Annotated in this window: 11 protein-coding genes; 6 read left to right on the top strand and 5 right to left on the bottom strand. The window is 35.1% G+C overall.

Translation table 11 applies throughout. From position 1 onward, the window contains the following. Positions 1 to 2 precede the first annotated feature (2 nt). From gwsG to ABJ974_RS13070, 3 genes are all read right to left on the bottom strand, one after another. Complete coding sequence (gwsG, locus tag ABJ974_RS13080) at positions 3 to 977, bottom strand: grasp-with-spasm system ATP-grasp peptide maturase (protein ID WP_419868682.1); 975 nt, start codon at positions 975 to 977, stop codon at positions 3 to 5. Between the two features lie 62 nt (positions 978 to 1,039). Beyond that, positions 1,040 to 1,228, bottom strand: a complete 189-nt coding sequence (locus tag ABJ974_RS13075) for a hypothetical protein (protein WP_419868681.1) — start codon at positions 1,226 to 1,228, stop codon at positions 1,040 to 1,042. A gap of 224 nt (positions 1,229 to 1,452) precedes the next feature. After that, positions 1,453 to 3,192 (bottom strand): helix-turn-helix domain-containing protein, encoded by a 1,740-nt coding sequence (locus ABJ974_RS13070; RefSeq protein ID WP_419868680.1) that lies wholly within the window; start codon positions 3,190 to 3,192, stop codon positions 1,453 to 1,455. 162 nt (positions 3,193 to 3,354) lie between these two features. Between ABJ974_RS13070 and ABJ974_RS13065 the strand changes: the two genes are divergently transcribed. From ABJ974_RS13065 to pdxR, 6 genes are all read left to right on the top strand, one after another. Beyond that, on the top strand, positions 3,355 to 3,522 hold the full coding sequence (locus ABJ974_RS13065) for a hypothetical protein (protein ID WP_419868679.1): 168 nt from the start codon (positions 3,355 to 3,357) through the stop codon (positions 3,520 to 3,522). Between the two features lie 18 nt (positions 3,523 to 3,540). After that, positions 3,541 to 5,757, top strand: a complete 2,217-nt coding sequence (locus tag ABJ974_RS13060; RefSeq protein WP_419868678.1) for a prolyl oligopeptidase family serine peptidase — start codon at positions 3,541 to 3,543, stop codon at positions 5,755 to 5,757. Further along, complete coding sequence (locus ABJ974_RS13055) at positions 5,699 to 7,951, top strand: lantibiotic dehydratase family protein (protein WP_419868677.1); 2,253 nt, start codon at positions 5,699 to 5,701, stop codon at positions 7,949 to 7,951. The genes ABJ974_RS13060 and ABJ974_RS13055 overlap by 59 nt, the downstream gene beginning before the upstream one ends. Before the next feature lie 5 nt (positions 7,952 to 7,956). Continuing rightward, positions 7,957 to 8,808 (top strand): thiopeptide-type bacteriocin biosynthesis protein, encoded by an 852-nt coding sequence (locus ABJ974_RS13050; protein WP_419868676.1) that lies wholly within the window; start codon positions 7,957 to 7,959, stop codon positions 8,806 to 8,808. Between the two features lie 155 nt (positions 8,809 to 8,963). After that, on the top strand, positions 8,964 to 9,377 hold the full coding sequence (locus ABJ974_RS13045) for a CBS domain-containing protein (protein ID WP_419868675.1): 414 nt from the start codon (positions 8,964 to 8,966) through the stop codon (positions 9,375 to 9,377). Between the two features lie 795 nt (positions 9,378 to 10,172). Further along, positions 10,173 to 11,609 (top strand): MocR-like pyridoxine biosynthesis transcription factor PdxR, encoded by a 1,437-nt coding sequence (pdxR, locus tag ABJ974_RS13040; RefSeq protein ID WP_419868674.1) that lies wholly within the window; start codon positions 10,173 to 10,175, stop codon positions 11,607 to 11,609. A gap of 15 nt (positions 11,610 to 11,624) precedes the next feature. On the opposite strand, the gene ABJ974_RS13035 is transcribed toward pdxR, so the two are convergent. Both ABJ974_RS13035 and ABJ974_RS13030 read right to left on the bottom strand, forming a co-directional pair. Next, entirely contained in the window at positions 11,625 to 12,302 is a 678-nt protein-coding gene (locus ABJ974_RS13035; protein WP_419868673.1) for a haloacid dehalogenase type II, read from the bottom strand. 54 nt (positions 12,303 to 12,356) lie between these two features. Beyond that, the gene (locus tag ABJ974_RS13030) at positions 12,357 to 12,950 is read right to left on the bottom strand and encodes a TetR/AcrR family transcriptional regulator (RefSeq protein WP_419868672.1); all 594 of its coding nucleotides are present in this window, start codon (positions 12,948 to 12,950) and stop codon (positions 12,357 to 12,359) included. Between the last annotated feature and the right edge of the window lie 20 nt (positions 12,951 to 12,970).

Below are 12,970 nucleotides of genomic sequence, written 5' to 3'. Positions count from 1 at the left end.
TTCTATTTTTTATTTAGCCTTTGAAGATATTGGGCGACTTCAAAATGCAAATTGTAATTGCAGGGAAACGAGGTCATCCGGAATTGCCCCGAAGGATTTACCTCTAAAAAATAATACTTACCATCACATCCTTTTATGAGATCTATGGAACCTGTTTCAAGTTTAATAGCTTTCATCAGCTTATTAATTTTATTGTCAATCTCGGCAGGTAATTGATAAGGAATCATTCGATTGGGTTTCTGATAATTATATTGCCGGAAATCGGTTTCGGTCTGCTCATCATTCTGGGAGAAAATAGCCATAGGATAATTTTTTCCATTAAGATGGAAAACCCGCAGTTCATATTCTTTTTGTATATTTTTCTGAAAAAGGCTAGGAAAAAAGCTGGTATTCTCTATGATTTCGGAATATTCTATTTTTTTTGTCAGAAAGAAGTATATTTTGTCTTCAGCATTCACTACCGATCCATCTTTAATAGGCTTGGTAATATAGGAGTGCGCGGGATTAATACTGTTTTCGGAAGAATAGTTGGTGATGTGCGTATAAGGAATATCCAAACCTACGCGGATTGCATAATTAAGGATCGATATCTTACTGTTATCTCTTACATGAAAATAATTATTGAGCCACTTTTTTCCTCTTAAAAAATGAAAGAACATTTCCAGGGTAGAACGGTGCTCGGATTCTAAAAACCTTAATGCTTCATCATTTTTAACATTTTCCAGAAGGTGTTTATATTTTTCAAAGAAACCGAATTTTCTATACCATACACAGGTTACTTCCGAAAGATCCCTTTTCCCGAAAAACGGATTTTCAACAGTGAGTTCTATAGTGTCCAATAATTTGAAATCAAACTTGGTTTTACCGGTAAAAATATCCAGGTCATTAATTCGTATAAATTTTTCTTTCAGATTGGACAGATGCTCTATCACTAAATTCGTGTCATCATCATGTGGGGTGGATAAAATTAAAATCATAAAGAAATAAGAATTAAAGGGTTGTTAAAAACAACCCCTTTGTTTAAACTGAAAAGAAATTATTAGTCACATCCGTCGTTTTTACCTCCTCCATTACTGGATAATGTTAAAGTTTCAAGAACTGCAGGATCATCATCTGTTCCTGTTCCTGAGCAGATACCATTCTGTTGTAATGCTAGTTTTCCCGCATAGATGTCTTTTAAATTTCCTAGCTTTTTACCTTGTAGACTTTCAAATTTTGTCTTTTTCATTTTCTTAAAATTTAGTTTAGTAATTTTTTTTTGTCATATGAACCCTGACTTGGGATGCCGATAGATATTTATTTTATTTGTAACTGCGCACTTACAAAAAATAAATTGGCTTTTGGCTGAGACAAACTTAGAAAAGACCTTGTAAGATAAAAAGGGAAGCTTATATAGATTTATGAATTTATAGGGTTGGATTTATAAATATATTGTTTTTAACGTGTTGATTATCAAAAATTTGTGGGGCTTTTCTCCAGTTTTTCAATTTCCTTGAGGTAGATGGAAAGTGGAGTTCCTGTTTTTTTCTTGAATGCCAAAGAAAATGCCTGCTCATTATTATATCCGAGCTCTTCAGCAATTGCAGAAATTTTATAAGACCGGAACTTTTTGTCTGTTATTAATTTATTTAAAGCATAGTCAATACGGAGGTCATTAAGATAAGTAGCAAAATTTTTTCCTTTATGCGTATTGATAATATCCGATAAGTAAGTAGTATTGGTTTTAAGGGTTTTAGCCAGTTTGGCTAAAGTAATTCCTTTTGCCAAGAACTTTTCTTTAGCTTCAAAGGTTTGCAGCTCATTCAAAATAGATTCGGAAACATCTTTAGAAATAGTTTTTATGGCTTGTTTTTCCTCGATTTTAATATTGTGCTGCTCATAATTTCGACCAGTAGGTAAAGGCTCTGCCTCCGGTAAAGATGAGTTGATCTTATTTTGCTCTTCTAGCGATATGATTAAATCGTGGGCGATTTTCCGGTATTTCTTCTCGGTTTTTTTTGATTTTAAATAGAGATAGGCAATCAGGATGAGTACCAATACGGAAATACATAACGAAGAATAAAGAAGGGTTCTTCTTTTCTCCAGGTCGCTGATAATATCTTCCTTTTCTTTAACCAGCCGGGGAGTGTCATATCTTCTGGGCAGTTCCCTTGAAACATATCGGAATTGAGAATCTAATATTTTATCTATATCTATGAAGCGTTCTATATAATAGAGTTGCTTCTCTTTGTCCTTTTTTTCTTTATAATATTCTATAAGATAAGTATAAACTTCCCGGAGTTCGGGAAATGTATTGTTCGTCTTTTGTATAGTAGAATCTATTTTTGAAAAGTACTCAATCGCTTTTTCCTTGTCATTGGTCCCCCAATAAGCCTTACCAAGATTTAAGAGGACATAATTTAAGTTAGTATCATTATTGTTGGTAGAAAAGAATTTCTCAGAGGCAAGCAGATCTTTGATGGCAAGAGGATATTTTTTAAGCTTCAGATTATAGAACCCCTGAAGGGACAAATATTGGTGATATCGGTGGGAATCGTCCTTTTTTAAAGAGCTGTTTAATCCTTCTTCAATGAAAATTTTTGCCGAATCCATTTTATTGATTTCTGTATATGTGTCGGCTAGGTTCAGATGGATTTGATACCGCTCCGGTTCAGTTAGATAACTTCCGTGGTCCCAGTAATATCTCAAAGTTTTGGCAGCTTCCAGGTGTTTTCCGATATAGTTGTTTAAATAAGCTATGCTTATATTGGCAAAGGCTATCTGTCTTTCATTCTTCTGTATTTTGGCATATTTTAACCCTAGTACATAATTGTTCAATGCTAATTTCTGATTGTCATGTTTAAAATACAGATTTCCCCGAAGCAAATAAATCCTGGCCGGATATATTTTTTTATCCAGATTTTTTGAAATATTTTGTAAACTGTCAATATATTGTAACGCAGCGGGAAGTTTTTCGGTAAAATGCATCATTACATAGCCCTCCGCAATTTGAGATGGATCTTTACTGCTTTTGGCTCTTTGTAGATAATAAGTTGAAAGCTGTCTTGCTTTCTTAAATTCATCATTGTTGGCATACTGATAAAACCGGCTGCTCAATTCCGGAAAGGTATACTTGCTTAAAGAATCACGGGAGTTTTGAGCACTTACAAAACCAGAACATACAATTAAAAAAAGAATGATATTTACTTTCATGGCTGAATTACAAAGTTCCTTGAATAAAATAAATTAAATGATTGGCTATTCCAAGGAATTTTAATTTTTGGGCTATAAATTTATAAATTTATATGTTTATTTATTTGTATTTAGTGTTATTATCTATTTATTTGCGGTCTGTAAATAATATATGTACTAAAAATGAAAAAGAAATCAGAAAAAAAATTATCTTTGAAAAAGATACAAATGGCAAAAATCAGTAATCCAAGCAAAATTGTGGGTGGAAAAATTTATTTGATAGATGATTCCACATGTGGAGATCCTGAAAATACAAGTAAGCCCAAAGAAACTATTATACCAACCGCCTAATAAAATAGACTTAAAGTAATGCAGTTTAAAACAAGATTGGAATTTTTTTTTATTGTAATTGCTTTCAATATTTTATATTCTCAACGTTCTCATTTAGCTCCTTCAGTACCTTTTACTGATGAATATTTCGGAATAAAGATAGTAGATGAATATCGAAATCTGGAAAATCTACAGGATCCTGAAGTGATGGATTGGATGAAAGTTCAGTCAGATTTTACAGATTCTGTTTTAGACCGTATTCCTAATAAAGATTATTATTTGAATAAAAGGCTGGAACTGGAGAAAAGACAGGGGTATTTTATTTCAGATTTAAAAATTACAGGAAATGATAAGTATTTTTATCTCAAAAGAAATGCTAATGAGAAAGTAGCCAAGGCTTATTTTAAAATTGGGTTGTATGGAAAGGAAGAATTATTGTATGACCCAATATATTTTATTTCGTCTTTAAAAGATAAGGCTGGGGACAGTGATTCCAGGTCGGAATTTATTATTAATATGATCAGCCCCAGCTGGGACGGAAGTAAAATAGCGGTTTCCCTATCAGAAAAAGGCAAGGAGCTTTCCGAAGTCATTATTATTGATGTAAAAACCAAAAAAGTGTATCCTGAAGTGGTTACCCATACTAATCCGTCCAATATAGGGTGGATTAAATGGCTGGCGGATAATTCGGGATTTTTTTATGTTTATTATCCCGAAACGGATCCCAAATCCAAGCTTTTTGCTAAAAATACTAAAACCGTTCTGTATAGAATAGGAGAAGATCCTAATCAGAGAAATGAAATTTTTTCCCGGGATCATAATCCTTCCTTACATATTCCCATAGAAAAATATCCTTCCGTATTGTCTTTCAATGAGGATGATGAATATTATCTCGGAATGCTGGTAGATGCGGAAGATTACAGAAAAACTTTTATTATTGATAAAAAAGAACTGCTAAAGGGAAGTAAAGCATGGAAGCTATTATATGATAAAGAAGATAAAGTTTACTATGTAAGGCTGGTGAACAAATATATCTACTTTTTGTCCGGCTATGGCTCACCTAATTATAAATTATGCAGAACAAAAGCCGCTAATCCCGATTTTAAAAATCCCGAAATATTGATTTCTGAAAGGACGAATGAAGTCATTAAGAGCTATGCCATTACTAAAGACGGAGTATATTATACCACCACTAAAAATGGTGTGGAGGCAAAGCTCTATTTATATAAAGAAGGGAAAGACATATCCATCCGGTTACCCTACGTTTCAGGAAGTATCAACTTACAGACGAAAGGGAAAGAATTTTCAGACATTTGGATAACCAGTTCCGGCTGGGCGAATGATGAGCAGCGATATAGATACAACCCGGCAGATAATTCTTTTGTGGAAGAGAATTTGGTTCCGGTCATCAGTTATCCCGAATTTAAAGATATTGTTGTAGAAGAAGTGACCGTAAAATCCTGGGATGGAGAAGATATACCCCTCTCATTAATTTACAATAAAAATTTGCAGAAAAATGGTAATGCTCCTTTATTAATATACGGTTATGGTGCGTATGCAGAATCTATCCGCCCATTTTTTGCCAGAAGTTATTTGCTTTGGGCAAATCAGGGAGGGGTTTTTGCAATTGCACATGTTCGTGGAGGAGGAGAAAAAGGAGAAAAATGGCACGAAGAAGGTAAAAAAACAAAAAAAAGCAACTCCTGGAAAGATTTAATTTCATGTACCGAATATTTGCTAAATAAAAAATACAGTTCTTTGGGCAAAGTAGGACTATGGGGTCAAAGTGCGGGAGGAATTCTCATGGGAAGGGCGATTACAGAACGGCCGGATTTATTTAAAGCTGCCATTATAGAAGTAGGAACATTAAATACATTAAGAATGCAGTATAACGGGATCGGAGGTACGGATGCCGATGAATTTGGAAGTGTAGAAAGTCAGGACGGATTTAGGAGCTTATGGGAAATGGATGCTTACCACCATATCAAAAAACAAACAAAATATCCTTCTTCACTCATCATTACAGGAATAAATGACACCAGAGTGGCGCCGTGGCAGTCGACTAAATTTGCGGCAAAATTACAGGCAAATAAATCCTCTGATAATCCGGTGTTATTGAAAGTGAATTATAATTCCGGACACGGCATTGAAGATCCGGTATATAAAATACATGAAAGAAATTCTTTAATTTTTGCCTTTGCATTCTGGCAGTTGGGACATCCTGACTACCAGCCTAAAGAAAACACAAACAAGTAAAATGTCCCGTTTCCCTTATCAATTTTTTGATGAGTATGTTGTGCGTACTCCAACATTGTCCCGTAAAAAGTTTTTCAATGCAATAAATAAGTCTGAAGTCACTTCTGAAGAGCTGCATCGTATTTGCTCTGATGCTGTTTTTCAGGAAGCGATACGGCTGGCATCACCTTACCTTTATGAAGAAATGATGCTGTGGCTGAAATCAGAAAAAAGATGGTCACCCAAAGAATTTCAGAAGTTTAAAAATGCGTTGCTGAAATATTTCAGCCGTATGAGTACACGCTGTACACCATTTGGATTGTTTTCATCTGTGGGCTTGGGAAAATTTGAAAATGAAAATACAGAAATAGAATCTGGGATTAAAAAAATAAGAGATACCAGGCTGGATATGCACTTTTTGGTTTCACTTTCTCAGTATTTAGCCCATCAGCCCGACATAAAAAATAAGCTGCTATATTTTCCGAATAACAGTATTTATAAAACCGGGTCCCGTTTCCGGTATATAGAATATGAATCTGTCGATGGGAAGAGAGATTATATCATTTCTTCCGTTTTGCTTTCCGATGAGCTGGAGTGTATTTTGAATTATTCCCGGAAAGGTAAGACGATTACATCCATAGCGGAGAACTTAGCCCACGATGAATTAGCAGTAGAAGAGGCCGAAGAATTTGTAGAGGAATTAATTGATAATCAGATTTTGGTAAGTGAACTTGAACCGAATGTCTCAGGAAATGATTTTTTAGAGATCATCATAAATGTTCTGGATAGGATAAAGTCAGATAAAGAAGTGAATATTTTACGGTCTGTTCAAGCTAAGGTAAAGGAACTGGACGAAAATATAGGAAATCCCGATTCCGGATATAAAGAAATAGAAAAGCTGATTAAAGATTCTTTTGATATAGATTATGAGCAGAAGTTTTTGTTTCAGACGGACCTGTATTCCACGGAAAAAAAGAAGCTATCCAATACCTGGCAGAAAGAATTGAAAAAAGGAATATCCTTTCTGAATAAAATAACATTACCTCACAACGAAACACATTTTGAAAAATTTAAAAAAGCATTCTATAATAGATTTGAAACGGAGGAAGTTCCTTTGGCGTATGCCTTAGATATGGAAATTGGAATAGGGTACAGGCAGGACGTTAATTCAAAAGGAATGCATCCCTATCTGGATGATTTACGTTTTCTTTCCAATGGTAAAAATCAGGATATCAAAATTCAGCTTAATGCGGTACAGCGGATTTTCAATGAAAAACTTCAGGATGCTTTGACCGGTCATCAGGATAAAATTGAATTATCAGATGAAGACTTTAAAGACTTCGAAGAAAACTGGAAAGATTTACCCGCAACCATCTCCTGTACGGCAGAGATTATTTCTGAAGATCACCAGAAAAAGCTAGTTTTGAATGGAGGAGGGGGAAGCAGTGCGGCCAACTTACTGGGAAGATTTTGTTCCGAAAAGGCAGAAGTGCATCATTTAACCCGAAAGATTGCTGAAAAAGAAGAAGAGCTGAATACCGGCTATATTATTGCTGAAATTATCCATCTGCCTGAAGCCCGAATAGGAAATGTCATAAGAAGGCCCACTTTACGGGCTTTTGAAATTCCTTTTCTTGCACAGTCCCTGTTACCTGAAGAAAACCAAATAGTATTGGAAGACCTCTATATATCATTAAAAAATGACAGGATAGTCCTGCGTTCCGGGAAGCATAATAAGGAAATCTTACCTTATTTAACCAATGCTCATAATTATTCAGCTGATTCTTTACCTGTCTATCATTTTCTTTGTGATGTTTATTCTCAAAATTTCAGGACCGGCATTTATTTCAGCTGGGGAGATCTCACGCGTTTATATCATTTTTTACCGCGGGTGGAATATCGGAATATTATTTTATCAAAAGCCCAGTGGAATATCACAGAAAAAGAAATTAAACAATTGTTGCTGAAGGTAGAAGACCGGGAAAACTTTTTAAAAGAAATTCACTACTGGAGGGTCAAAAGAAAAATTCCTCAATGGATCCAATGGGTACAGTTTGATAATAAGCTTACCGTTAATCTCGAAAATTATGATTGGATAAGAATGTTCCTTGATTCGGTGAAGAATAGGAAGGAAGTGATCATCGAAGAGTTTTTGTATGATGAGCATGAAGATTTCTGCCATGAATATATATTCCCTATGTATAAAGAACAATGATCAAGATGAAAGAAAGGCAATTCATTCCCGGCAGCCAATGGCTTTACCTGAAAATATATACAGGAGTAAAAACGGCAGATATCATTTTAGAAGAAGCATTACAGCCCTTAGTAGAATATTTACAGGAAAACAGCTATATTTCAAAATGGTTTTTTATTCGTTATAACGATCCTAAACCCCATCTGAGGATTAGGCTGTCTCTGGAACAGACAATGTACGGTAATGAAATTCTCGATAGATTTAAACTAACGCTGGAGCCCTTTATTAAATCCGGAGAAATTTCGAATCTTGTGATCGATACGTACCGGAGGGAGATAGAAAGATATGGGGAAAACACCATGGAAGATGCGGAGACTTTATTTTGGCTCAACAGCGAATATACTTTGGATTGCCTCACTTTTAGCGATGAAGAGAAAATAGAGGTAAGTCTTTTCTATATAGATGAAATTCTGAATAAACTTCAACTTACTGCCCGGGAAAAGCTGGAATGGGTACAGCGATCTGAACAGGCTTTCAAGCAGGAATTTAATGCCGATAAAAAATTAAACAGTCAACTGGACAAAAAATACCGGGAATTTAAGCCACGGTTTCAGGAATTTATTCATTCGGAAGAATTTGCAGAAGAAAGAGAGCGTGCCCTTTCCCATATTGAAAAAGGAAAAGCGCAGCTTCAGCATATTATTTACCATGATAAAAACGGATGTCTCGGAATGCCTTTACCTGTATTTTTTCAAAGCCTATTCCATATGAATATCAACAGGCTGTTTGTATCTGTCCAAAGGGTATTTGAAATGGTTATTTATGATTTTCTGGTCAGGTATTATAAAACTGAAGTTTACAAAGTAAAACAGAACTGATTGATCCCCAATAGCAACACATTAAGTTACAAATAAATTATCACAATTCCTTTGACCAATATCATTCAAAGAGGATGATATTGGTCATCAGTTTAGACCCCGGATGTCAATATATTTGATATAGGAAAAATGTTTAACCTTTAAGAATTGATGAAATGAAACAACGCGTTCCTGTATCTCAGATTATGAGTACTAAACTAATAACACTTAACACTACCAACACCCTGTATGATGCAGAAAAACTGTTAAAAGAAAATAACCTTCGTCACCTTCCTGTAGTGGATGGCAAGAAACTAATAGGAATTATAAGCCTTTCCGACCTCCTCAAAATAAGCTATACCGACGTGACGGATTCCGATGAGGTGGAAACCGTAGTATATGAAACCTATACCATCCCTCAGATAATGGCAAAAACACTGGTGACAACCCCTCCGTCCGCAAACATAAAAGAAGTTACGGAGCTCCTTTCAAAGCACAGTTTCCACTCAGTACCAGTAGTGGAGAATGGAGAATTAAAAGGAATTGTGACCACTACTGACTTGCTGAATTATTTCCTTGATCAGTATTAATACAAACTCATTATTGCACTCAATATTTCATTCGGGAAATCCGAAAAAAGTCGTAATGCCGGACGGTGTTACGACTTTGTGTATGTAAATAGCTCGGAAATACAGGGCAGGATAACATTCAACATAAATACCAACAATTACTTCTTAGTGCCGGAGAAATATCATGAATATGATATTATAGCAATTGCTGACAAGGGGAGTACTTTTAGACTCTGATCTGTAAAGTAAATGATCAATCGCTTTCTACAACAGCAAAATAATAGAAAAGCTTTGTGTTTTTTATAACAATAACAGCAATTTGTTGTTGGACCATATATATTTTTAAAAACTGGACCATACTATTTTTAACAGTATGCTATACCTTTGTAACATAATTAAAGGCAGTTATCTGTTAGCAATGCTTAAGTTGGGATAGGATAATAAGTATTATTAAAATTATAATCTGCCCTTTATTATGAAAAGTAATTTTTTAAACCCCTCGCTCTCACTTTTTTATATATATATTTTCAAAAAACACAAATGATGAAAAAAAATGAGGGGTTTATTTCTATGTAAAAGTGGTTATTATATCCGTTCCTAAAAAGAATTATTCATTTTTAAGAATGGATATTTTTTATTGATCTTTCCGCACTGACAGGCATTTTTTTCTAATTTGTCTTTTCAAAAAAATACCCCCATTTTTAATATGGTACAAAAGTAGTATAAAGTTCTTTGGGCATATTATATTCTGTTTGAGAATATTTTGTGTATCTTTTATTTAAATATATATAATAAAGTAAGAACAAACTCTATCCTATGTTACGTCCTTGGAAAATAGAACTTCAAATTGATAAAAGTTTACAAAAACCTATTTATCTGCAGATTGCGGATGCGGTTATACATGATATTTATTATGGAAGATTAAAATTCGGAGACGTATTACCCGGCAGCCGGAATATGGCTAAGGTTCTCAATGTGAACAGGAATACGGTAGTGGAAGCGTATGATGTTCTGCTAAGCGAAGAATGGGTGGTTTCTAAAGAAAGAAAAGGAATATTTGTATCGGATAAATTACCGGATCTTCAAAATCAGGTAGGAAAAGATGAAAAAGTATTGGAATCGGAAATTATTCACAACAGTAATATATATGTAGACTTTGATGATGGTTCTCCCGATACCAAATTAGCACCCATTGCAGAATTGGCAAGGGCCCACCGGCAGATTTTCAACAGAAAGGGAAAATGGCAGATGATGGGATATAGTGATGAGCAGGGAGATGTGGAATTCAGAGTGACGCTCGCTCAGATGCTTAATCATGAAAGGGGAATGTTTGCAAATCATGAAGACATTTTTATTACCCGCGGCAGTCAGATGGCGCTTTATCTTGCGGCCCATTGTTTTCTGGAAAAAGGAGATAAGATAATTGTTGAAAACCCCGGATTTAAATCAGCATGGGATGTTTTTGAAAATGCAGAGACAGATATTATCCCGGTGAATGTAGACAGGGAAGGAATAGAAGTGGATGAAATAAGGAAGCTTTTAAAAAATGGAGAAAAAATAAAAGCGGTGTATGTAACTCCCCATCATCAATATCCTACCACAGTTACACTAAGCTTAAAAAGAAGGCTGGAACTGATCAGTCTTTCCAATGAATATGGTATTACCATTATAGAAGACGATTATAACAATGAATTTCACTTTGGATATCGTCCGTTGTTTCCCATGTCCAGTTTTCAGCAGTTGAAAAATTATATCTATATAGGTTCCATGAGTAAGGTGGTGGCACCAGCTTTAAGGATAGGATATCTGGTTACAAAAGATAAAGATCTGCTGAAGAAAATTAGAAAACTCAGGAGGCTCATTGATGTGCAGGGGGATAATATTATGGAACAGGCTGTCTTGGAGCTCATCAATGACGGAACCATTAAAAGACATATCAAAAAAGTAACCGCTCATTATAAAGCAAAAAGGGATAAAATGTATCTTCTGCTGGATAAGCACCTTAAAGACATGGCGGACTATACACTGCCTAAAGGAGGGCTTTCATTCTGGCTCAGACCTAAAGTGGAAATTAATTGGGAAGACTTTATTGACCTGTTATTAAAGCAGAATATAAAGATCATCCATCCCGAAACGTATAGTTTTGACAGGAAAATAAGGGGGTTTCGTATCAGCTACGGGTCAACCCCCGAAAATAAAATGGAAGATTATATCACAATAATAGCTGATATTTTTAATCAGCTGAAACAATAATGAGATATTGTTTTTCTATAACTTTTTAGCTAACGATAGCAAGTCCGTTTCTTCCAGTTCCGGTTTTACCGGTAAAAAATAAGGACACTGCCCCTTTCTGTTGATGAAGGCAGCTCTTAAACCTGCAGACAGGGCTCCATATACATCCCAGTCATGGGCAGCAATGAGCATACATTCTTCTTTAGGAATATGTAAAAAAGAAGCGGCTTTATGATAGACTTCCGTATGGGGCTTATATTTCTGAAAAGCTTCCACGCTGATCTGTTCATCAAATAAATGGTCAATATGAGCATTGTCCAGCTGTTTTCTCAGTAAATCTTGAGAAGAATTGGAAAGGGCAACAATTAAATACCCTTTTTCTTTAAGCATTTTTAAAGACTCTGCCACCTCCGGGTGTGCCGGTAATTCAGATAATGTGTCTGCCAGCTTGGCGGAAATATTTTGTGGTATTTCTCTTTTTTTTAGCTGAGACACTACCTGTAATGCATCAGAAGCAATCAGTTTAAAGCTCTTATACGTTTCGGTAACTGTTGAAACTAAAGAATAATGCAATAATTTGGAAAACCATAAATCATAAACATCCTCACCAAAGCTTTCAGAAAGAAGCGATTGTATGGCAGCTGTATTTAATAGTGTTTCATTAATATCGAAAAATAGGACTTTCGGCTGGCTGTTGGTTTGTAAATTATCCATTTTAATTAAGTATTTATAAAACATACAAAAGTGTATGTCTTTGGTTAAAAAAAATTACAGACTTTTTATATATCTGATGATGCTCTCGATGCACCCGTCAAGCTTTTGATCATTATCATCAATCTTTCTAATAGCCCTTATTCCTTCATAGGCGCTGATCATGAATAGGGCAGTAGAACTTACATCCGTATCCGGGCTGATTTTCAGTTCTGCTTTAGCTCTGTTGAGAATATCTTCGATGGCTTTTTTCCATTCATCTATAGTTTTCATTAAAGCTGAATTATAAAGTTTGGAATTTCCCAATTCCGTTATAAACTTATTGAGAGGGCATCCCAGTTCCTTCTCTTTTTTGGTAAAGGATTTTAAACGTTGGGAAAAGGTATCACATAAGATCAGAACAGGATCACCCTGCTGGTGTAAAGGGGCGATCATGGCATCATAAATTCTATTGTGCACTTTAGATTGGATCACATTCAGGATCAGTTCTTTTTTATCTTTAAAATGATGATAAAAGGCACCGCGGGACAAATTTACTTTAGCCGTAATAGTGTCAATGCTTGTTTTGTGTAAACCATTACTATAGAATAGCTTATATGCGGTATCGATGAGCAGCTGACGGGTAGCTTCAGATTTTTCCTGCTGTTTCATATTACAAAAATAATAAAAAA

It is taken from the genome of Chryseobacterium sp. CT-SW4 (assembly GCF_048572715.1).
Taxonomy (GTDB): Bacteria; Bacteroidota; Bacteroidia; order Flavobacteriales; family Weeksellaceae; genus Chryseobacterium.
The sequence above is the reverse complement of the archived record's forward strand: the minus strand, read 5'-3'. Positions and strand labels throughout refer to the sequence as shown.